Here is a 24,161-nt window from a genome sequence, read left to right as displayed (position 1 = left end):
GCTTCATGTCCGCCGGCAACTATAAGGATAATCCATCATACCTGTAAAATGACTTTTTCACCTAAATTAGCTAAATTAGGTGAAAAAGTCTGTTTTTTTATCCGAAAACTGTTATAATGGTAATAATGTCTAAAACTCTGTGCCGACAAATCCCCATATCCAAAATTCTTACCAAATTTTGGGAAGGGGGCGATGGAATTCATATGGAACAGGGGGAAACAACGTTACTAAAGGGGGATACAGATGAAAAAACATGCAAAAATGCTTTTTCCCGTCCTGTGTGGGATACTTGTTGCCGTAAGCCTGATCTCTGTCATGAAGATATCAGACATACGTGAATATGGGAAGCTGATTAATTATGTAGGGATTGTCAGAGGAGCGTCGCAGCGCGCGGTAAAGCTGGAGATGAATGGACAGCCTGCGGATGAGCTGATTGAATACATAGACAGTATACTGAATGAACTGATAACGGGCGAGGGCCAGTTTGGGCTTGTTGCCGCCAGCTCGGAAGAATATGAGGAAGAATTGCGGGTGCTGAAGGAACAGTGGGACACCGTCAAGGGGGATATTGCCGGAGTGAGGCTCGGCAATCCGGACGGAGCGCTTCTGGATTCCAGTGAAAAGCTGTTTGAAATTGCTAACCAGACGGTATTTTCCATCGAAGAATTTTCAACGGAATCCGCGAACCGCATCACGAAACTAATTGTACTGGCTGCTGCATTCTGCGGTATTATGACTGCCGGTGCAAGCTATTATTCTATTAAAAGGCTGCTGGAACTAAAACATAGCAATAAGGAACTGGAAGAGATTGCCGGTAGAGATGAACTGACCGGTGCCCTTAATATCGAAAGGTTCTATTCCGAGGCCAACCGGATCATGAACCGGAAAAAAGAAGAAAAATACGCGGTATTATATATTGATTTTGAAAATTTTAGATACGTAAATGATGTATTTGGCTATGAATACGGTGATTTGCTTCTCCGGAACTATGCGCACTTTTTGATGGACAGGCTGGAAGAGGACGAGGTATTGGGCCGCATGATGGCGGATCATTTTGTTATTCTGCGCCATTATGGGAAGAAGGAAGAGGTCTTAAATGCCCAGAAGGGTATTGACAAAGAATTTCTTGACTCCGTAGCAGCTGCATCCAACCATCATCTGATGACCATAGCCTGCGGCATATGCTGCAGGGAAGAGCTGCCGGGGCTTGCCGACGCCACTGTTATGGTCAACAGTGCAAACTTTGCCCAGAAGATTGTCAAGAATACGCCGGAAGTAAAGTATGCGTTCTATGATGAGAAGATCCACCAGAAGCTGATAGAAGAGACAAACATCAGATCCCGCATGCAGAAGGGACTCGATGATGAAGAGTTTATCGTCTATTTTCAGCCGAAGGTGGGAGTACAGAGCGGGGAGATAGAAGGGGCGGAAGCGCTGGTACGATGGAATGTCCCGGGGCACGGCCTTCTGTCACCCGGACTCTTTATTCCGGTGCTTGAGAAGAACCTGTTCATTGGCAAGGTGGACCGCTATGTATTTGAAAAGGTGTGCCGCTGGCTGAGAAAACGTCTGGACAGCGGAGCGCGTGTGATGCCGATCTCGGTCAATGTGTCAAAAATCCAGTTTTATAATTCGGATTTTATAAATGTTTATGCTGATATTAAAAACAGATACAATATTCCTGACGGGCTGATTGAGCTTGAATTGACGGAATCCGTTATCTTTGAACACGAGGAGTACCTGATGGAGATGGTGACTCAACTGCATCGAAACGGTTTCCTTTGTTCCCTGGATGATTTCGGCTCTGGTTATTCTTCGCTGGGGCTGCTGAAGGATCTGGCAATCGATGTGCTGAAAATGGATGGAATGTTTTTCAGAATCAGCGTGAATGTGGAACGGGAACACACAATCGTAAAGAGCGTTATCAATATGATACGCGAACTGAACATCTGCACCGTCGCGGAAGGTGTGGAACGGGAGGACCAGGTGGAATTTTTAAGGACAACTGGCTGCGACCTGATCCAGGGATTTGTATATTATAAGCCGATGCCGATAGAAGATTTTGAAAAACTGCTTGATGCAAAGAACGAAGATTGTACGGAAGCAGAACGCAGGAGTCCGAACGACCTCAGGTTTTCACGGAATTTTGCTAATGGAGCCGGAGTCGGTCCGCTTGTTGTCGGACAGGGGATCTGACGGTAAGAAAAATTGCCAGAAACAGACTGAACAGCCACTGCGGTTCACACAGAGTTGAATAGAAAGGATTAACCATGATTCAAGGCCATTCCATTGACACGCCTTCCGCCGGCCAGATGATAGCCGTTCTGGACAATGCTCCCGTAGCCGTTTTTGTAAGCGGAATTGAAAATCACAGGCTGCTCTATGCAAACCGCCTGGCCAGGGAAACATTTTTAACTGATATAGATATCAAGGACGCATGCTGCTACAACGTGGCTGGTTTTGGTTCGGCGTGCCCCTTCTGCCATACAGAGGAAATGGGAAGGGATGAATTTCTGGTGCGCGATTTCTATCATTCCGAAAGCGGCCGTGTCTACCAGCTCAGGGGAAAGATTATTGACTGGGGAGAGAGCGGCGCCCATATTGAATATATACAGGATGTAACGGAACAGAAGAGGGAGGAGGCACACACAGGAGAGCTTAAGAGAGAGCTGCAGGAAACGTTTAAAAGCCTGCCGTGCGGCCTCTGTGTCTACCGTTTTGACGGTATCAAGATTAAACCGCTGTTTCATAACCCGGCCTTTTACGGGATTATGGGTTACTCCAAGGAACATATTGATTCTGTTGAGCAGAAGACAGACTTTCTTGGAGTGCACCCGGACGATGTGGCGGTCCTGAAGGAAAAAATTAACGAAGCGATCCGGAATAACGGCCTTTTTCAACATATTTACCGCATATGGAACGACGTAAAACAGGAATACTGCTTTCTCCGCCTGGACGGGGCTGTTAAACCTCAGGAAGACGGTACAAAGTTATTGTATGGAGTATATACGGATGTCAGTGAACGTCTTATGCTGGAAAAGAAACTGACCAGGGCCAATGAGAGAATGCAGAATATCATTAATGCAGTTCCGGGAGGCATTGCCAGATACCGGGTGGAGAATAACCGTTTTATCCCTGATTTTGTTTCGGACGGAGTGATGGCGCTTTCGGGCCATACACGAAAAGAGTTTGAAACCATGATAGGTGACGATGCCCTGAATATCATCTATCAGGGAGACCGTGAACGGGTAGTTGCCGCTTCTAAGGCAGCTGTTGAAAGCAGGAAAGTGCTCGATGTTTCATACCGGATGTATCACAAGAACGGAGAACTGATTTGGATTCATCTCAGTGGCCGCTGCATGGACTCTGCATCGGATGTTCCCATATTTTATGCTGTTTTGACCGGTATGAGCGAAGAAGCAAGACTGTTCCAGAGTATTGTCAATGAATCGGCGGACGGAGTCTATGTAATTGCGCGGGAAAATTATGATCTGCTCTATGTCAATGAGTCCAAAGAACTGTTCGGCGGGGGACAAAATTATCCGGGGCAGAAATGTTATGAAGCGCTGCGCGGAAAAACAGCTCCCTGTGATTACTGTTCACTGACAAGCCATGCTCCCGATTTTCAGGAACATGACTTTATTATTCCGGAAGAAAATCGTTCCTTTACCACCCGTTTCCGGGAAACCAACTGGAACGGGATACCGGCCTATGTCAAATATGTCCGTGACGTGACTGAGGAAGTAAAAATCCGCAGGGAAAAAGAAAGGCTGGAACAGTATTTTGAGACGGTGGTAAAAAATCTTCCCAGCGGTATTGCCGTGCTTCACTTTGAAGAAAACGGAGCGGTAATTCCCGAGTTCTTTTCCGATGGATTTGCTGCGATGTCAGGAATGACAGCGGAAGAGGTTTGGAAGATATACCGGCATAATGCTATGGAAGGCGTGCACCCGGATGACCGCGAATTACTTAAAAGCCAGTTGGATGCGTATATTGCCGGACAGCACAAAAACTGTGACATCATCTACCGGATCAGGAATGGCAGCGGCGGTTATCTATGGACCAAGACGACATTTTCAATCATCCGGAGAGAGGGAGGAGAACGCCAGGTCTATGCTGCCTATCGGGATATTACGAAGGAGAGGGAAGAACAGAAGCATATCCGCCAGCAGTATGATGAGATGCTTCAGCAGCATTTCCAGAATCAGGGAGCGGACACGCTGCTGATCTGCCACTGTAATCTTACCAGAGGAGAAATTCTGTCGGTCAACGATTTCACAGGTTCTGATTTTTCCGAACTGTCGGGAGGAAGTATGGACGGCTTTTTAGCGGCATGGTCGGAATGCATCCAATCTCCGCGGGAGAGGGCGGCATTTTTAAATGCCTATACGCGGAAATCATCTCTGGATGCTTTTGCAAGCGGTGACATGGAACGCCTGGTTACCTGCTATATTGAACTGCCGGGGGAGGAGATTGGCCGTTATGTCAGAATGAAGGGGAATATGGTGCTTACACCGGACAGCGGAGATGTAACCGGCATCATGACGCTCACTGATGTGACGGAACAAATGATAGCCGACCGCGCCCTGCATCATCTCTCTTCCTACGGTTACGATTTTGTGCTTGACCTGGATCTTCTCCATGACCGTTTCAGGATGCTGACCTGGAATAAGGATACGGGGCGCATTCCGCCGCGGCAGGGAAGACATTCAGAGCGAATGGCGGAAATGCTGGGATCATGGGTGGTACCCAGGGACAGGGAACAGTATGGACAGTGCCTGGAGCCCGGGAATATCATAAAGCGCCTTGAGAAGGAGGGGACCTATACCTTTGCCGCCGGCATTGCGGATGAAAGCGGTGAGATACGCACGAAGAACATGACCGTATCTGCGATCGATCTGAGGCTGGGAAGAGTTTGCCTGTCCAGAACCGATATCACGGATTCTATCCGGGAACAGCAGAGTTTTCTCAGAGTCATCGCCTATACGTTTGAATTTGCCGCCTTTATCGATCCGGATACCGGTAATTTTACACTGCATACAAGAGAAACGATTCAAAAAAATCTAACGCCGTATTGCAGGACTCATTATGACGAGGAAATTTTCAGCTTTATGGCACAGTATGCCACGGAGGAAAGCCTGGAAACAATGCGTGGCCAGTTCCACTTAAAAACAATGCTCAGACGCCTTGAAGAGACTCCGGGCGGTTATGAGCTTCTGCTTACTTACCATTCAGCCGGCCGGGAATGTTATAAACAGGTTAATGTGCTGTGGGGAGATGAAAACCGCAAGACGATCTGTATGGTCAGGGCGGATGTGACGGATGTGATTTCAGAGGAGCGTAAAACGAAGAAGGAACTCAAACAGGCATTAATGATGGCAGAGGAGGCAAACCGGGCTAAAAGTGATTTCCTCTCAAATATGAGCCACGATATACGGACCCCGATGAATGCCATCATGGGAATGGCGGCGCTGGCCGGCGCTCATATGGATGACCCTGCCCGCGTGGAGGACTGTCTGAAAAAGATTTCGATTTCATCGAACCACCTGCTGAGTTTAATCAATGATGTTTTGGATATGAGTAAAATTGAGCGCTCTAAGATCACGCTGAACCGGGTGAATATTTCTGTCCGGAGCCTTATTGAACAGGTATCCGCTATCATGAAGCCACAGGCGGCGGCTCTGGGACTGCAGTTTAATATCCAGATCCGGGACATCCGGCATAATCATTTTTACGGCGATTTTCTGCGAATCAACCAGATTCTTCTAAATCTGTTGAGCAACGCGGTTAAATTTACGCCGGAAGGCGGTTTTGTGAATTTTATTACGGAAGAGACGGGGGCGGATGATAAAGCCGGCACGGCCCGGTACCGTTTTACCGTAAGCGATACTGGAATCGGAATGAAGGAAGAATTTCTGGAAAGGATATTTGAACCCTTTAACCGAAGCAGCGAGGCGGCCCCTGTCGAAGGAACGGGTCTGGGACTCAGCATCGTAAAGGGTCTGATTGAGCTGATGGGAGGAACTATCTCGGTTGAAAGCCAGCCCGGCAGCGGTTCGGTCTTTCTGGTGGAACTGGAATGTGAGACGGCGGAGGGAACACAGGAAGCGCCAGCAAAAGAGGGAACGCAGCGCTTTTCTATTGGTGAAGGCAGAGAGCGGCTTTCGGGCGCATGCTTTCTGGTTGCCGAGGACAATGAAATTAATGCGGAAATCCTTTGCGGGCTTTTAGAAATATATGGGGCGAAAACGGTGGTCAGGGCCGATGGAGCCCAGGCTCTGGAGGAATTCCAAAATACGGTTCCCGGGACTTATAACGCCGTACTAATGGACATCCAGATGCCGGTTATGAACGGCTACGATGCGGCCCGTGCCATCCGCAGGACAAAACGTGAGGATGCCGCTGCCATTCCGATTGTGGCGATGACGGCCAATGCGTTCTCGGAAGATGTGCAGGCTGCACTCGATGCCGGGATGAATGCACATATCGCAAAACCGGTCGACGTAGGCATGCTGGAGAGGACGCTGATAAAGGTTTTGGGAGCCGGGAAGAGAAATGCTTGATCATACAGACATAATATAGGACTGAAAGGTTCATAGGTAAGGCGATGAAGAGAGATACGGGTTTGCAGCAGTTAGTTTATGATTATTTTGAAACCAGGATTTTGTTTGGTTTCTACAGATACGGCGACAAAATTCCATCGATTCAGCAGATTGGCGCCATGTTCCACCTGGGCCGGACAACGGTCCGGGCGGCGCTCTCACTGCTGGAAAAAGAGGGATATATTGTGACGGAGGAACGGAAAACGGCAGTGGTCGTTTTCCGGGCGGAACGCGACGGCTTTGAGGAGAACGCAGCAAAATATTTTATACCGCGAAAAGAAGGCATGGAGGATTTTGAGAAGGCCGGCCTTCTTCTTTTTGTTCCTTTATGGGAAGAGGGGCTTCGCAGATGGGAACAGAAAAAATGGGGACTTTTCAGGGATGAACTGGATTTAAACCTCCCATGTGGAGTGCCCCTGCCTGTGGAACTGTATATCATGGCTCTCAGCACACTGGATAATACCCTTATTTTAAACTTGTACTGGGAGGCAATCCGTTACGTGCGTTTCCCTTATCTGGTGAGTAAGAATGCAAAGGGGATTAACAGGACAAAATTAAAAGATATCACCGGAGATAAGATGGCCGCCCTGCTGATCCGGGAATTTGAGACATCCTATGGTTACCTGGAAAAGGAAGTGTTCGAGTTTATTGACAAAGCGAAAGTCAAGTATGGCTTAAAGGATGCAAAACCGATACCGTTTCAATGGAATATCTACCATCAGAGGCCGCAGAGAAGATATACGCTGGCTTCCTTCATCATCAGAGAGATTATGGTTGGAAAATACCCTATAGGCGCCTATCTTCCTACCCTTTTGCAGATGGAAAAACAATTCGGGGTATCCCTGACGACGGTACGCCGCACCTTAAGTCTTTTGGAGGAACTTGGGATTACGAAATCTTATCAGGGAAAAGGAACCGTGGTCTATATGGAACCTGCAAACATGGATTTAACCAGAACCGGCATAAAAAAAGTGTTTGTGCTCTATATGGAAAGTCTGCAGCTTCTGTCCCTGACAATTTACGGCATTTCACTTTGTACGCTTCAGTCAGCGACGAAAGAGAAGCGCAATCGATTAAAAGATCAGCTGAAGGGGCTGAGGAGAGGCAAAAAGAGCTGTAACTGTTTTGAACTGTATCTGATGTTTATTACGGAGGAATGTCCGCTGGCAATGATACGGGAGTGCTATGGAAAGCTGCGGGAGCTGCTGGCCTGGGGATATCCTTTTGCCATTCTGAGGCAGGATTTAATAAAACTTAACAAGGGCTACTCTGATAAAATCAAACGGATGGAAGACCATCTTGAGCAGGATGCTCTGACTGCTTTCGCAGAAGACTGGAAAGGACTTATAGAATCGGAAGAACAGAAAAACAGGGAGTTTATGACGGAACTATTCCGCAGCTGATAGGAGAGCAAAGGAACTATGACGAATCAAATCATGGATTTATTTTCGCAGCCGACAGCCGACTGGTTTCACAGTGTGTTCGGGATGCCTACAAAAGTGCAGGAAGAGGCATGGACTGCCATTGCCGGTGGAAACCATGTGCTGGTGAGCGCACCAACTGGAACCGGAAAAACCCTGTCGGCCTTTCTTATTTTCATTGACCGCCTGAATGCCCTTGCGAAGAAAGGGGAACTGAAGGAGGAGCTGTATCTCCTGTACGTCTCGCCGCTTAAATCACTGGCCGGAGACATCCGTGAGAACCTGCGCCGCCCCTTAGAGGGAATCGGGAAAGAGGAGGGGCAGGCAGAGATTGTGACGGCTATCAGGACGGGAGACACCCCGCAGAGGGACAGGCAGAGAATGATAAAACACCCTCCCCATATCCTGATAACCACGCCGGAATCCCTCTATCTGATGCTGACTTCAAAGGGAGGGAGGGAAATTCTAAAGACTGCCAAAGCGGTAATTCTGGATGAACTCCATGCGCTGATCGACACAAAGAGGGGAGCTCATCTGATGCTTTCCATCGCAAGGCTGGACCGTCTCTGCGGCCATAACCTTCAGAGAATCGGATTGTCGGCAACGATAGAACCGCTTCAGCTGGCGGCGGAGTACCTGGCGCCGGAACCGACCGTCATCTCGGCGCCCGTTATGGAAAAAAAGGTGAAAATCGAGATTGTAGGTACGGTGCCGTACGGAGAAAAAAGGAAAGATCCGGTCTGGGAGGAATTGGCGAAGATCGTCTATGAACAGTGCCTTTCCTTCAGAAGCGTGATCGCTTTTTCCGAGGGAAGGCGGTATGCGGAAAAGCTGGCCTACTATGTTAACCTGCTGGGAGGGGAGGAATTCGCCAGAGTACACCACGGGAGCCTTTCCAAAGAGCAGAGGGCGGAGACAGAGGCGGCCCTGCGGGCCGGAAAGCTCAGGCTTTTATGTGCCACCTCCTCCATGGAACTTGGAATTGACGTTGGGGAGATTGATCAGGTTCTTCAGATTGGCTGTCCGCGCACGGTGTCCGGCACAATGCAGCGTCTGGGCCGTGCAGGGCACAATCCGGGCAAGGTGAGTGTGATGACGATGTATCCGCGCACGGCGCCGGAGAGCCTGTACTGCGGGATTACGGCGGAGGTGGCCAGGAAAGGCGGTGTGGAGCACGCAAAGCCTCCCAGGAAGTGCTTTGACATCCTTGCGCAGCATCTTGTATCCATGGCCGTGGGAGAGGGATATTCCGTGGATGACGTCATGGAAGTGCTGGGCCGCGCCTATCCGTTTTATGATGTGACGAAAGAGGATGTGAGGGCGGTTCTCCGGATGCTGGCCGGCGATTATGAGCACAGCCGGGAGATACCGGTCCGGCCGCGCATTTTGTACGACAGAATCCACGACCGAGTCATTGGGGACGCCTACAGCCGCATGCTGGCCGTTGCAGCCGGGGGAACCATACCGGATAAGGGGCTCTATACGGCCAAGACCGAGGACGGCGTGAAGCTGGGAGAGCTGGATGAAGAGTTTGTCTATGAATCTCAGCTTGGCGACCGGTTCCTCCTGGGGGCCTTTGCCTGGAGGATAGTGGGCCAGGACAAGGATGCGGTGTATGTGACCCCGGCTCCGGTGGAGGGAGCCAGACTGCCGTTCTGGAAAGGGGAAATCCGTGGAAGGACGCTTAGGACCAGTCTGGCATTCGGCCGTATTATGCGGGAAATAGAGACGTGTGCGGAAAGTTCTGACGAGGCGCTTCTTCAAGAACTCTACCGCCTGGGCCTGGATGAGACGGCTGCGGGGACGGCCGCCGGATTTTTGAAACGCCAAATCGCGGCATCGGGAGGACTGCCGGACGACCGGACGGTTATCATAGAGCATTTTACCGATCAGACAGGAAGCAGCCAGGTGATGGTCCATGCCCTGTTCGGCCGGAGGGTCAATGCCCCGCTGTCCATGCTGGTGCAGCACGCCGCGGCGGAGGACGGCGGACTGAACCTGGGGTGCGTGGACGACGAGGACGGTTTCCTGCTTTATGCCTATGGCGACGAAAAGCTGCCGGAGGGGCTTTTATACCGGGTGAATCCGGAGTATGTGCGACCTGTTCTGGAGGCGCTTCTTCCGCTGACCCCGGTATTCGGCATGACCTTCCGCTACAGCGCGGCCAGAGCCCTGATGATGGGCGTAAAACATGGAGGGCGCCAGCCGCTCTGGATGCAGCGCCTCAGGAGCACCGAGATGCTGGATTCCCTGACGGGAGAAAAAGACCATCCGCTGATGCGGGAGACACGCCGGGAATGTCTGGAGGATTTGTGGGATATTGATGGCGTTATTGAAATTTTAAATGGAATCCGTTCCGGTATGATAGCGGTGCGCGAGGTGTATACGGATGTGGCGTCTCCAATGTCTCTGCCGTTCCGGTGGCAGGCGGAGGCGGCTGAGATGTATGAATACTCCCCGTCCACGCCCGGAATCCGTCAGGCCGCCTATGAGGAGCTTAAACAGACGGAGCTGTTAAAGCCGTCTGCGGAGGATCTTGCAAGACAGCAGGAACGCAGAAAACTGCCGGAAAATGAGGAACAGCTCCATTCCCTCCTGATGATGGAAGGCGATCTGGCAGCAGGTGAACTTCCCGTTCCGGCAGAGTGGCTGAAAAAACTGGCGAAACAGGGACAGGCGGTTTATATGGAACCCGGAGTCTGGATTGCGGCGGAACAGCGGGAGGAATATGAAACGGCATTTGCACAGGAGCCCGAGTCCGTGGATGCTGCCGTCCATATCGTGCGAAGGATGCTCTATTACCGCGGAGGCCAGACGGCAGGCGGAATCAGGGAACGGTATTTCTTAACGCCGCTTTTCACGGAGCAGGTCATTCTGGAACTCTGCCGCCGGGAAAGCGTGGTGGAGGATGAGGGTGTGTATTATCACGCGAAACTGTATGACCGCGCCAGGAAAGCGGCGCTTAAAAATCTGCGCCTTCAGACCGTCACCAGGCCGCCGGAGCGGTATGCGGCGCTTATGGCAGAAAGAACTCTTGTACATGCGCCCTCCGAAGAACAGCTCGAGAGCGCGCTTAAACTGTACCGAGACAGGGAGTTTCCGATTAAATTATGGGAGAATGTGATTTTCAGAAAAAGAGTCAAAAACTATTCCGAAGCAATGCTGGACCGTCTGCTTTCCGGAGGCGGCTATTTCTGGAGAATGACGCCCGGCGGGAACCTGAGTTTCCATCTCTATGACGAGATTGACTGGAATGCGGAACAGACGGATGCTGAGGAGAGCCTTGAGGGCGATGAACTGCTCATCTACAGGGAACTGAAGCGCAGGGGCGCCAGTTTTCTGAGGGCGCTCACGGAGATACCGGAGGAGGACATCGCGCAGGAGGTGCTTTTAAGGCTGGCCGGCCGCGGGCTTGTCTGTGCGGACAGCTTTGTGCCGGTGAGACAGTGGATGAACAGGGAAAAGATCCGAAAAGCATCGGCAAGGCAGCGCGTGAACGTGCGTGTAATGGCTCTGTCGGCAGGACGGTGGGACATTGTAAGGCCCCTGAAGCAAAAGACCGGGGAAGAGCTGTTAGAGGGCTGTATGCGCGAATATATCCTGCTGAGCCGCGAGACATTTGGACGGGCTGCTTCGGATGAGCTGAAAACCTGGCGGGAAGCTCTCGATATCCTCAGTATCTGGGAATACACCGGCCGCGTCAGGAGAGGATACTTTATCGAGGGAATGTCGGGCGCGCAGTTTATCGGAAAAGACGAGTATGGGAGTGTGACGGCTGCTCTGGCTGCGCAGGATGATTCACTCATCTGGATGAATGCATCGGATCCCGCGCAGCTCTGGGGAAAGTGTTTGAAGCAGCCGGAGGGAAGGGAATTCCTGAACCTGCCGGGAACGGCGGTGGCTCTTCTTGGCGGTCTCCCGGCGGCGGTATTTGAACGCCAGGGCAGAATCCTGAGAATTTTCGGTGAAGAGAATGCCGGGGAGCTTGAGCGGATGCTCAAAGGTTTTGTAAAGGATTTCAGGGAAAAACGGCTGTTTCCGGAGCAGAAACGGCTGATTGTGAAAGAATTTCCGGACGGAGCTGGTGAAACTTTGATAAAGGCGGGATTCCTGCGGGAAATGCAGGATTACGTACTGTACCGTTAGATTCAATTAAAAGAGCCATAAGGCCTGGAATTCAGGTCTTATGGCTCTTTTTGAGTGGCAATGAAAAGTTCGCGAAGCGTGCTTTTCGTTGTTCAGGGGAAGCCGCTATACTGCACTCTTTTACAGTGAAATGCCGTCTATCAGCCGGTAAAGCCCTGTACGAAAGTCTTGATAAACCAGATGGTGGTTGGCTGATAAATGATATCAACCAGGAAAGCGCCTACGATGGGAACGATCATCATGGCTCTTCTGGACATGCCGTAACGCTCGTTTACAGCAGTCATGTTAACAATAGCGGAAGGAGTTGCTCCCAGGGCATGTCCGCATAAACCTGCGCACATAACGGCCGCATCGTAGTTTTTGCCGAGGATTCGGAATACTACGAAGTAAGCCATCAGTACCATGAAAAGCACCTGGCAGAATACGACGAGCGCAACGCCGCCGATGAGGCCTGCCAGCTCCCAGAGCTTCAGTGTCATAAGTGCAAGTGACAGATAGAGGCTTAACATTACATCGCCGATTCCTTCTACCAGAGGGTAGTTGAAATTGTAAATGTGAATATTTTCATTCAGGTTACGTACGATTACAGCGACAAACATAGCGCCGACATATGTAGGGAAGGACATATTGATTAAGGAGCCGACCCATTTGGAGACCATGGTTCCGAGAGCCATACAAACAAGGATGGCCGTAACGTTCCTGATAATATCGATGCCGGAAAGCTTTTCGCCTGTGTCGGCGTTGATGCTCTCAACGTCTGTGGCGAAGTTTTCATTCTCATCCGGTTTTAAGTTGTATTTAACAATCAGACGGCGTCCGACAGGTCCGCCGACTAAAACGGCTGAAATCAGGCCGAAGGTTGCCGCAGCAGCGCCGACCAGGGGAGCCGTCTCATAGCCCATCTCCGCGAAGGTGCTTCCATAGGATAAGGCTGCGCCGTGTCCGCCGATCATGGAGATGGCGCTGGACAGAAGCGCATAAGGAGCTTCGAGGCCGATTACTTTGGAAATTACGATGCCGATTGTATTCTGGAAGATGGAGAGGACTCCGCATGTGAGCCAGTATACAATAAGCAGCACGCCGCCCTTTTTAAGCAGTGTAAAGCTTGCGCCAAGACCTACCGTGGTAAAGAAAGCCAGCATGAAAGGATCCTGGAATGTATTCGTAAAGTTAAATGTGAAAGTTCCGGAGATATGTCCCAGCCATGTTATAAACATGAAAAGGAATCCTCCGACTACAGGAGCCGGGATACAATACTTGTCCAGGATTGTAAGCTTGCTCTTGATAAAATAGCCGATAACCAGAAGGACAGCGGCCATAGCCAGTGTCATAATGGCATCTGTGTTAATGTTGAGAATGTTCTCAATAGTTTCAAACGTCATTCTACCTACCTCCAATTGTGAAATTCTGGTGTACTTACTTATTAATAAGTGTCAAATGTACATCGAGCCGCCATCGTTTCCCTTCCCCTGTGCAGAAACAATAAAAACCGGTATTAAAATGCAAATAAAAATGTATAATAATACCAGCCGGCCTGATTTTATTATAAATTATCTGATTATAAAGCACAAGTTACTTCGTTAGAAGATAGAAGGATAAACTTTATTTTTGTAAAAAGATATGGGGATTTGATTGAGAAATGAGGACGCCGCCGTCAGGCCAGGGGCCGGGGTGGTGAGGGGGATCGATGAGTCTTTCGTCCCGGAGAAAGGTTGTCATGGGCGGGAAATCCGGGCAGAAAAAGTTCCTGCGGGAAACGCTTTCGCTCGTTGGAGTACATAATGGTACTAACCTCGAAAAGACCTCGGTAAGTACCAATGGACTCCCAGGTTCCCTCCGGAATCTTTTTCTCCCTTCTTCCCCGCAGGAAGGTTATGGCCGGGACGAAAGACTCAGCCAAGACGGCTGCCCGGCCCCTGGCCTGCGGCGGCTGATCTGTCCTATTCCTTCAATGGGGGAGGCGCTTGTCGCTGCCACTACGCTTCTCAGGATCACTGAAAATTACATCCTGTTCGCTATGAGACTATGTAAACTTATAATCTTAGAGTATTTATTTTGATACTTTTTTTATGCAGCCTAAAATGCCGTTAAAATGTAAAAGAATCACGACTATATCGTGGCCGCGACAATACCACCGCCGCACTTGACGAAAGAGACAGTCAGCCCCTGAAGCCGGCGGACGGGGCAACAACCTTCGCTGAGTCTTCAGTCCCGTCAACAACCTGCCCGGGGAAGGAAGGAGAAAACTTTCCGAAGGGGACCTTGGAATCCGCCGGTGCTTGCTGAGGTTTCTCACGAAGCTAGCATCCGCTGCGCATTCCACAAGCGGGAGCGAGTCCCCGTAGGAATTTTTTCTCCTGGATTCCCCCTCACCACACCCTATAAACCGGGACTGAAGACTCATATACAACCTCCCACCACCCCGTCCGCCGTCTTACAGAGGCGTCCTCGCATCTCAATTAAATCCCTATTTACATAAAAACCATTATATGATATAACATAAGCTGGAAAAAGCTGGAAGCCCCCGTTCCGCTTCGGGGGCTTACGGTGAACAGTATAAAAGAGCTTTGCGGCACATCTATAAAACGCCTCCCGGGATACTTCCGGTGTGATCGGCAGGGAAAAGCCTTATTATAAAAAAATCATATTGATTTATAGAATGATATTTAGTATATTATTTTATAGATTGTGGCATTCTTGGTAGGTAGGAAAAGGCGGATGCTTTCACACTGAAACAGGGAATGCGGCTGCAAAGGAGAAATTAGGATATGATAAGAGTAGCGGTAGATGCAATGGGCGGTGACAACGCACCAGGGGAAATCGTCGCCGGAGCCGTTATGGCAGCGAACACCAGAAAAGACATAAAAATTCTTCTGGTCGGTCAGCAGGAACGTGTATCGTCTGAATTAGAGAAGCATACATATAATACTGACCAGATTGAGATTGTAAATGCAACCGAAGTGATTGAGACCGAGGAACCGCCGGTGAATGCCATCCGGAAGAAGAAGGATTCCTCCATCGTGGTCGGAATGAACATGGTGCGCCACGGTGAAGCGGACGCCATTGTCTCGGCCGGAAGTTCGGGAGCGGTTCTGGTGGGCGGACAGGTGATTGTAGGAAGAATCAAGGGAGTGGAACGTCCTCCTCTGGCTCCTCTTATTCCCACGGAAAACGGAGTATCACTGCTGATCGACTGCGGCGCCAACGTGGACGCAAGGCCGTCCCATCTCGTGCAGTTTGCAAAGATGGGTTCCGTTTATATGGAACATGCGATGGGAATTAAAAATCCGCGCGTGGCAATCGTAAACATCGGAGCTGAGGAAGAGAAGGGCAACGCCCTGGTAAAAGAAACGTTTCCGCTTTTGAAAGAATGCGGTGACATCAATTTTACCGGCAGCATCGAGGCCCGGGAAATCCCTCACGGGGGAGCCGACGTCATTGTGGCGGAAGCGTTCACCGGCAATGTCATTCTTAAACTGTACGAAGGTGTAGGGGCGACACTCATATCCAAAGTAAAAGCGGGAATGATGACCAGCCTGCGTTCTAAAATCGGAGCCCTGCTTGTAAAACCGGCCCTGAAGGAAACACTGAAAAGTTTTGATGCCAGTCAGTATGGCGGAGCGCCTCTTCTGGGGCTGAACGGCCTGGTTGTGAAAACACACGGCAGTTCAAAACGAACCGAAGTATGTAATTCCATTATTCAATGCGTCACATTTAAAGAGCAGGGAATAAACGAAAAAATTAAAGAGAGCCTCTTCCCGGTGGAAGGGCAATCAGAAGAAAGGTGAGAGAGGAAGGAAGACTATGGAATTTGAGAAATTACAGCAAATCATTGCAGAGGTATTAAATACGGAGCCGGACGATATCACGATGGGTACCACATTCGTTGACGATCTGGGAGCAGATTCACTTGACATCTTTCAGATTATCATGGGTATCGAGGAAGAATTCGATATTGAGATTCCGACGGAAGCCGCAGAGAAGATTGTAACAGTCGGAGATGCAGTAGATCAGATTAAGAATGCCTTAAATTAATAAAGGATTGCCGGAGCAGCCCTGGGGACGGGGCTGCTTCCATCATATATAAATACAGCCCGATATGCCGGGCGGAAAGGAAGAATAAGGAAAAATATGGATAAAAAACTGTTAGAACTGGAAGAAAAGACAGGCTATAAGTTCCGCGATCCGCAGCTTCTCACGCGGGCCATGACCCACAGCTCCTACGCCAATGAATGCCACAAGAGCAAGCTGGAGTGCAACGAGCGCCTGGAATTTCTCGGCGACGCCGTACTGGAAATCGTGTCCAGCGACTTTCTGTTTCACAAATTCCCGGACATGCCTGAGGGAGACTTGACAAAGACGAGGGCCAGCATGGTCTGCGAACCGACTCTTGCCTACTGTGCGGAGGAACTGACACTGGGGAAATATCTGCTCCTTGGAAAAGGGGAGGAGGCGACAGGCGGACGGAACCGGAATTCCGTTGTTTCCGATGCGATGGAGGCCCTGATCGGGGCTATTTACCTGGACGGTGGTTTTGCTAGTGCAAAAGAGTTTATTCACAAATTCATCCTGAATGACATGGAACACAAAAAGCTCTTTTATGATAGCAAGACTATCTTGCAGGAGATTGTGCAGAGCCAGTTTGAGGACGGGCTCGGTTATCAGCTTCTGAGAGAGGAAGGCCCGGATCACAATAAGATTTTTGAGGTCGCGGCTAAAATCGGTGAGAAAGAGATAGGACGCGGCACCGGAAGAACGAAAAAAGCGGCGGAGCAGCTTGCTGCCTACCGCGGCATACTAAAAATTAAGAAATCATAGGTGGAGTATGTATTTAAAAAGTATTGAGATCCAGGGATTTAAGTCATTTGCCAATAAAATCCTTTTTGAATTTCATAACGGTATCACGGGTATTGTAGGGCCGAACGGCAGCGGCAAGAGCAATGTCGCCGACGCGGTCCGCTGGGTTCTCGGAGAACAGCGAATCAAGCAGCTCAGGGGCGGCTCGATGCAGGACGTCATTTTTTCCGGGACACAGATGCGCAAACCCCAGGGTTTTGCCTATGTGGCAATCACGCTGGACAATTCGGATCACAAGCTGCCGATCAGCTTTGACGAGGTCACGATTTCAAGGCGTCTTTACCGTTCCGGTGAGAGTGAATACAAGATTAACGGCAGTTCCTGCCGTCTGAAGGACATTAACGAGCTTTTTTACGACACGGGAATCGGTAAAGAGGGCTATTCCATTATCGGACAGGGCCAGATTGATAAGATTCTGAGCGGTAAGCCGGAGGAGAGGCGCGAACTCTTCGACGAAGCCGCAGGTATCGTCAAGTTCAAGCGCAGAAAGCTGATCGCCCAGAAGAAACTGGAGGACGAGAAGCAGAACCTGGTCCGCGTCTCCGATATTCTGTCGGAGCTTGAAAAACAGGTCGGCCCCCTTGCAAAGCAGTCGGATGCCGCCAGGGAGTACCTGCGTTTAAAAGAAAGCCTGAAAACCTATGATGCCAACCTGTTCTTAAACGAGACGGAAGCCCTGAAGGGCCAGCTGAAGGAGCTGGAAGAGCGGGAAACCGTTGTAACCGGCGATTTGGAGACGGTGAGGAGCGAGTCGGCCAGGCTGAAGGCCGAGTACGATGAACTCAGCCGGACGGTGGAAGGGCTGGAAGAACTGATTTCGGAAAGACGGGACGCCCTGAACCGGGCCGGGCTGTCGAGGGAAAGCTTAGAGGGCCATATCCGGGTTCTGGGAGAGCAGATCAACACGGAGCGGATGAATGAGGAACATATTAAAAACCGTGTAAGTTCGATTGACGGCGAGATTGCCCAGAGAGATAAAGGCAGGGAAGAATACGAAAACGAGCGGGCCAAACTGTCGCGGAGAATTAAAGAAGTGACGGAGAGCCTGGCTGCGGCGGAACAGGCCCTGGCCGTAAAAGACGGGGAGCTGCAGTCCCTTGAAACGATGATAGAGGAGGCCAAGGCGGAGATTATCCGCGCCCTGAATGAAAAAGCCGGGCTGGCCGCCAGACAGCAGCGCTATGAGACGATGCTGGAACAGGTGGATGTGCGCAGGGCGGAGGTCATCCAGAAGCTCCTGAAGTTTAAGAGCGACGAATCCGTACAGGACGAGGCCCTGAAGGAAGAGGAGGCAAAGCTTAAGGAGATAGAAACCAGGCTTTCAGAGCTTAATGAGAGGGAGAATGCCCTGACGGCGGAGGCCGCAGCGGCCGACGAGGAAGTGAAACGCCTCGGCAGAAACTTAAATTCCACCCAGCAGGAATACCACACGAGCTACACGAAGATGGAATCGCTTAAGAACCTGGCGGAACGGTACGACGGCTACGGCAACAGCATACGCCGCGTCATGGAGGTCAGGGACCGCATCTATGGAATCCACGGCGTTGTGGCCGACCTTATTTCCACGACTAAAGAATATGAGATAGCGATTGAGACGGCTCTCGGCGGCAGCATCCAGAACATTGTCACCAATTCGGAACACACGGCCAAGCAGCTCATCGAATATCTGAAAAAGAATAAATACGGCAGGGCTACCTTCCTTCCGCTCACCAGCGTCTCGAACAAGGGAACTTTTAACCAGGGAGGCGCCCTGAAGGAAAAAGGCGTTTTAGGCCTCGCGAATGAACTGGTGACGGTGGACAAACAATATGAGGGACTGGCAGGCTACCTGTTAGGCCGCGTCGTCGTGGTCGACCACATCGACAATGCTATCGCGCTGGCGAAGAAATACAGATATTCCCTGAGAATCGTCACCCTGGAAGGAGAACTCTTAAATGCCGGAGGTTCGATGACGGGAGGCGCTTTCAAGAACAGCAGCAATCTTCTGGGACGCAGAAGAGAGATAGAGGAACTGGAAGAAAAATGCAGAAAAGCCCTGGTCACGGTGGATGAGATACAGAAGGACTTGGTTTTAAATGAGGGAGTCCTGGCCGAGACAAAAGAAGCCCTGGAGAAAGTAAAGACGGAGAAACAGGCCGCATACATCGAAGAGAACACGGCGCAGATGAACCTTTCCGGAATGGAGGGAAAGAAGCGCGAGATTGTGGAATCTTCCGCGGATCTGGTTGCCGAAAACAGGGAGCTGGAGGAGCAGTTAAAGGAGCTGAAGGAGAACCGTGCCCAGCTTTTAGAGGAAGCCGGGCGCCTGATTGCACTCGGGGAGCTTAAAAACAGGGAAGTGGAAGAACATACCGGAAAGCTGGAAGTCCTCAAATTGGAGCGGGAGACGAATGCATCGGAACTTTCCGCCGTACAATTAAAAGCGGCCCAGGTGAAACAGCAGGACAGCTTCATCCAGGAGAACATAAAGCGTGTCTGTGATGAAATTTCCAGACTGAAGCTTGAAAAAGAAGAGCTGGCGCAGGGCGGCAGCGACAGCAGCCGGACCATCGAAGCGAAACAGGCGGAGATTGAGGCCCTGAAACTGCAGATAGAGGAAACTCTTACTAATTCTCTTGAACTGGAACAGTCCATGGCTGAGAAGGTAAGGGAAAAAGAGGAGAAGACGGGAAGGCAGAAGACCTTTTTTGACAAAAAGGAAGAACTGTCCGAACGGATGAACCTTCTGGACCGGGATTTATTCCGGCTTCAGAGCCAGAAGGAAAAACTGTCGGAACGGATGGAAAACCAGACGAATTACATGTGGAATGAGTACGAACTCACCTGGTCCACGGCTGAAAAGCTGAGGAACGTGGAACTGGGTCCGGTTTCCGAGATGAAAAAGCAAATTGAAAAACTGAAGACGCAGATCAAAGCGCTTGGAAACGTCAATGTCAATGCCATCGAGGATTATAAAGAGGTGTCGGAACGGTACGAGTTCATGAAAACGCAGCACGACGACCTGATCACGGCGGAGGAGACGCTTTTAAAGATTATCGACGAGCTGGACATGGGAATGCGCAGGCAGTTCGAAGAAAAATTCCGGGAAATCAGACAGGAGTTCGACAAGGTCTTTAAAGAGCTGTTCGGAGGAGGCCACGGAGCCCTGGAACTTCAGGAGGATGAGGACATCCTGGAAGCCGGGATTCAAATTATCTCACAGCCCCCGGGCAAGAAACTGCAGAATATGATGCAGCTTTCCGGCGGAGAGAAGGCGCTCACCGCGATTGCCCTTTTGTTCGCTATCCAGAACCTGAAACCGTCGCCCTTCTGTCTCCTGGACGAGATCGAGGCGGCGCTCGACGATTCCAACGTTGACCGCTTTGCAGGATACCTGCACAAGCTTACAAAATACACGCAGTTTATCGTTATCACCCACAGAAGGGGAACCATGATTGCCTCAGACCGCCTCTACGGCATCACGATGCAGGAAAAGGGAGTGTCGACCCTGGTTTCCGTCAGCCTGATTGAGGATAAGCTGGAACAATGACATAACAATGACCAGGACCAATCATAACCGGAAGAGCAGATAGAGGAGGAAACAGGAGATGAGTGAAGGGAAAAAAGGCTTTTTTGGCCGTCTGGTGGAAGGTCTTACAAAGACCAGGAATTCCATTGTATCGGGAATTGATTCGATTTTCAGCGGTTTTTCCGCGATTGACGACGACTTTTACGAGGAGATAGAAGAGACCCTGATTATGGGAGATTTGGGAATCCAGACAACGATGGCAATCGTGGAGGATCTGCGCCAGAAGGTGAAGGAGAACCACATCAAGGAGCCGTCGGAGTGCAAGGAACTTCTGATCAACAGCATTAAAGGCCAGATGGATCTGGGTGAGAATGCATATGAATTTGAGAACAGAAAGTCCGTTGTCCTTGTGATTGGCGTAAACGGCGTAGGCAAGACCACATCGGTCGGCAAGCTTGCCGGCCAGTTAAAGGACCAGGGTAAGAAGGTAATCCTGGCTGCGGCCGACACCTTCCGCGCTGCGGCGATAGAGCAGCTTACGGAATGGTCCAACCGGGCGGGCGTGGAACTGATTGCCCAGCAGGAGGGTTCCGACCCGGCAGCCGTTATTTTCGACGCGATTGCGGCGGCGAAGTCGAGAAATGCGGACGTTCTGATCTGCGATACCGCGGGCAGGCTCCACAACAAGAAGAACTTGATGGAGGAGCTTAAAAAGATCAACCGGATTATTGACAAGGAATACCCGGATGCATACAGAGAGACGCTTGTCGTGCTGGACGGAACCACCGGCCAGAACGCCCTCTCACAGGCCAAACAGTTCATGGAAGTGGCCGATATCACTGGAATTATCTTGACCAAGCTGGACGGGACGGCCAAGGGCGGAATCGCCGTGGCAATCCAGTCGGAACTGGGAATACCGGTGAAGTATGTGGGAATCGGAGAAAAGATAGATGATTTGCAGAAATTTGATGCCAATGATTTTGTAAACGCGTTATTTAAACGGCCGGAGGAGAGAGTGGAATGAACGGGGAATTAGAAGAGGAAGTAAGAGGAGAAAGTGAAATGGACGAAAAACTGACACTGGAGAAATTCGAAGAAGCGACGGAAGCCGTCACAAAAGTGATCTCTGAGACAAAGCTTGTATACAGTGAACATTTTTCTAACATGACGGGAAACAAGGTTTACTTTAAACCTGAAAATATGCAGTATACGGGAGCCTACAAGGTCCGCGGAGCATACTATAAGATCAGCACGCTGACAGAAGAAGAAAAGAGCAAGGGGCTGATCACGGCCTCCGCCGGCAACCATGCCCAGGGAGTCGCTTACGCGGCCAAGCTGGCGGGAATCAAGGCGGTAATTGTTATGCCTACCACAACGCCCCTTATGAAGGTGAACAGGACGAGAAGCTACGGGGCCGAGGTGGTTCTGTGCGGAGACGTGTTTGACGAGGCCCTGGCCCATGCCAATGAGCTGGCTGTGGAGCACGGCTATACATTCATCCATCCGTTCAATGATCTGGACGTGGCGACCGGACAGGGAACCATAGCTATGGAAATCATCAAAGAGCTTCCGACGGTCGACTATATCCTGGTGCCTATCGGCGGCGGCGGCCTCTGCACCGGCGTGGCCACACTGGCAAAGCTTTTAAACCCAAAGATCAAAATTATCGGAGTGGAGCCTGCCGGCGCAAACTGCATGCAGGAGTCCCTGAAAGCGGGTAAAATCGTGTCCCTTCCTTCCGTGAATACCATCGCGGACGGCACGGCGGTACAGACCCCGGGCGATCTTCTGCTTCCGTACATACAGGAGAATGTGGATAAGATTATCACAATCGAGGACTCCGAACTGATCGTTGCCTTCCTGGACATGGTGGAGAACCACAAGATGATCGTGGAAAATTCCGGCCTTCTGACCGTGGCGGCTTTAAAACATCTGAATGTCAATAAGAAAAAGATTGTTTCCATCCTGAGCGGAGGAAACATGGATGTAATTACAATGGCCTCCATTGTACAGCACGGCCTGATCCAGAGGGATCGTATCTTCACCGTTTCCGTACTCCTTCCCGACAAGCCGGGAGAGCTTGCTAAGGTTTCCACCCTCATGGCTGCGGAACAGGGTAATGTTATCAAACTGGAGCACAACCAGTTCGTCAGCATCAACCGTAACGCGGCAGTGGAGCTGCGCATCACCGTGGAAGCGTTTGGCACAGAGCACAAAGAAAGGATTGTAGATGCGCTGAAAGCGGCCGGATACCGCCCGAAACTCGTTAAATCAAAAGGAATTTACGAAGCATAACGCTGAAAAGGGAAATGGTATGTATCAATTTGATAAAAATACACCCCTTGGCAAAAACCTTCATTATTTTGTCAAGTGGAGTGCGATATCCGTCATAATCGGACTGGTGACGGGACTGGTGGGGACGGCCTTCGGCCATGCCGTTCTGTGGGTGTCTGCCTATTTCAGGAGCCATCCATGGACGATTCTGTTCCTCCCGGTCTGCGGCCTTCTGATTACCGGCGTATATCATCTGCTTAAAGAGGATAAGAACCGTGGAACCAACATGGTAATAGAGTCCATTTATTCAGGAACGGAGATTACCTTTGGGACGGCTCCCGCCGTTTTCATAGGAACTCTTCTGACACACATTGCAGGCGGTTCCTCCGGAAGGGAGGGAGCTGCCCTCCAGATGGGCGGGAGCATCGGCAACCAGATAGGAAAAGCCCTCCGCCTGGATGAAAAAGATATAAAAATCGCCGTCATGTGCGGAATGAGCGGGGCCTTTGCCGCCCTGTTCGGAACACCGGTGGCGGCTGCCGTATTTTCAATGGAAGTCATCAGCATCGGCGTCATGTATTACGCCGCGTTAGTCCCCTGTATTTTTTCTTCGTACCTGGGGGCGGCGGTGGCAAAGCATCTGGGTCTGCATCCGGAGGCGTTCCCAATCGGGGCAGTTCCGGAGTTCGGCCTTAAAATGGGTGTGATGATTGTGATTCTGGGAATTCTCTGCGCCCTTGTTGCGGAGCTGTTCTGTATCGTGCTGCACGGCGCGGGCCATCTGTATGTCAAACACTTTCCGTCACCTGCCAAAAGGATTGCCGTGGGCGGCCTTCTCGTGATCGTGCTGACCATGGTGACCAAAAACATCGACTACAACGGAAGCGGCATCCAGTTGATTGAAAAATGTTTTGAGGGTGAAGTGGATTACACCGCGTTCTTATGGAAAATCCTGTTTACCGCCGTCACGCTGGAAGCCGGATTTAAGGGAGGCGAGATAGTCCCGACCCTGACGATCGGCGCGACGTTTGGCTGTACCTTTGCCATGCTGACCGGCCAGCCACACGGGCTGATGGCGGCCAGCGGAATGCTGGCTCTCTTCGTAGGCGTGACAAACTGTCCGATCACGACTCTGCTTTTGGGCCTTGAACTGTTCGGATACTCGGCAATGCCGTATTTTGTTGTGATAATCGCGGTAAGTTTTACCCTGTCCGGATACTACAGCCTGTATTCCAGCCAGAAATTTGTCTATTCCAAGACGAAAACAGAATATATCAACCGCAAGACCAACGACTTTATCCCATATCAGAGAAAGAACTTCACATCCCCTGAGGAATAGAGGCAGGGTGACGG

The 24,161-nt window shown here is 50.7% G+C and carries 12 protein-coding genes; 11 read left to right on the top strand and 1 reads right to left on the bottom strand.

What is annotated here, in order from left to right:
* Positions 1 to 243 precede the first annotated feature (243 nt).
* The 4 genes from EJL91_RS03165 (at position 244) to EJL91_RS03150 (ending at position 12,169) form a co-directional block, all read left to right on the top strand.
* On the top strand, positions 244 to 2,196 hold the full coding sequence (locus tag EJL91_RS03165; RefSeq protein ID WP_125140503.1) for a putative bifunctional diguanylate cyclase/phosphodiesterase: 1,953 nt from the start codon (positions 244 to 246) through the stop codon (positions 2,194 to 2,196).
* 74 nt (positions 2,197 to 2,270) lie between these two features.
* Positions 2,271 to 6,563, top strand: coding sequence for a PAS domain-containing protein (locus tag EJL91_RS03160; RefSeq protein ID WP_125140502.1), 4,293 nt, complete (start codon positions 2,271 to 2,273; stop codon positions 6,561 to 6,563).
* A 62-nt stretch (positions 6,564 to 6,625) separates the two neighbouring features.
* The gene (locus tag EJL91_RS03155) at positions 6,626 to 8,005 is read left to right on the top strand and encodes a GntR family transcriptional regulator (RefSeq protein WP_164516736.1); all 1,380 of its coding nucleotides are present in this window, start codon (positions 6,626 to 6,628) and stop codon (positions 8,003 to 8,005) included.
* A gap of 18 nt (positions 8,006 to 8,023) precedes the next feature.
* On the top strand, positions 8,024 to 12,169 hold the full coding sequence (locus EJL91_RS03150; RefSeq protein WP_125140500.1) for a DEAD/DEAH box helicase: 4,146 nt from the start codon (positions 8,024 to 8,026) through the stop codon (positions 12,167 to 12,169).
* Positions 12,170 to 12,309: 140 nt separating this feature from the next.
* Here EJL91_RS03150 and gltS read toward each other — a convergent pair whose 3' ends face one another.
* Entirely contained in the window at positions 12,310 to 13,551 is a 1,242-nt protein-coding gene (gltS, locus tag EJL91_RS03145) for a sodium/glutamate symporter (RefSeq protein WP_125140499.1), read from the bottom strand.
* Between the two features lie 1,386 nt (positions 13,552 to 14,937).
* Between gltS and plsX the strand changes: the two genes are divergently transcribed.
* The 7 genes from plsX to EJL91_RS03110 all read left to right on the top strand — a co-directional run bounded on the left by plsX (position 14,938) and on the right by EJL91_RS03110 (position 24,147).
* Positions 14,938 to 15,957 (top strand): phosphate acyltransferase PlsX, encoded by a 1,020-nt coding sequence (plsX, locus tag EJL91_RS03140; RefSeq protein ID WP_125140498.1) that lies wholly within the window; start codon positions 14,938 to 14,940, stop codon positions 15,955 to 15,957.
* Between the two features lie 16 nt (positions 15,958 to 15,973).
* A complete protein-coding gene (acpP, locus tag EJL91_RS03135) occupies positions 15,974 to 16,204 on the top strand; it encodes an acyl carrier protein (RefSeq protein WP_125140497.1) in 231 nt (76 codons plus the stop codon).
* A gap of 96 nt (positions 16,205 to 16,300) precedes the next feature.
* On the top strand, positions 16,301 to 16,987 hold the full coding sequence (rnc, locus tag EJL91_RS03130; RefSeq protein ID WP_125140496.1) for a ribonuclease III: 687 nt from the start codon (positions 16,301 to 16,303) through the stop codon (positions 16,985 to 16,987).
* Positions 16,988 to 16,994: 7 nt separating this feature from the next.
* Entirely contained in the window at positions 16,995 to 20,555 is a 3,561-nt protein-coding gene (gene smc, locus EJL91_RS03125; protein WP_125140495.1) for a chromosome segregation protein SMC, read from the top strand.
* Between the two features lie 58 nt (positions 20,556 to 20,613).
* Positions 20,614 to 21,558 (top strand): signal recognition particle-docking protein FtsY, encoded by a 945-nt coding sequence (gene ftsY / locus EJL91_RS03120; RefSeq protein ID WP_125140494.1) that lies wholly within the window; start codon positions 20,614 to 20,616, stop codon positions 21,556 to 21,558.
* A complete protein-coding gene (ilvA, locus tag EJL91_RS03115) occupies positions 21,555 to 22,829 on the top strand; it encodes a threonine ammonia-lyase (protein WP_125140493.1) in 1,275 nt (424 codons plus the stop codon). Before ftsY ends, ilvA begins: the two co-directional genes overlap by 4 nt.
* Positions 22,830 to 22,848: 19 nt before the next feature.
* Positions 22,849 to 24,147: a chloride channel protein gene (locus tag EJL91_RS03110; RefSeq protein ID WP_125140492.1), complete on the top strand. Its 1,299-nt coding sequence runs from the start codon at positions 22,849 to 22,851 to the stop codon at positions 24,145 to 24,147.
* The last annotated feature ends 14 nt before the right edge of the window (positions 24,148 to 24,161 follow it).

This window comes from Clostridium transplantifaecale (genome assembly GCF_900626075.1).
In the GTDB taxonomy this organism is placed as follows: Bacteria; Bacillota; Clostridia; order Lachnospirales; family Lachnospiraceae; genus Otoolea; species Otoolea transplantifaecalis.
The sequence above is the reverse complement of the archived record's forward strand: the minus strand, read 5'-3'. Positions and strand labels throughout refer to the sequence as shown.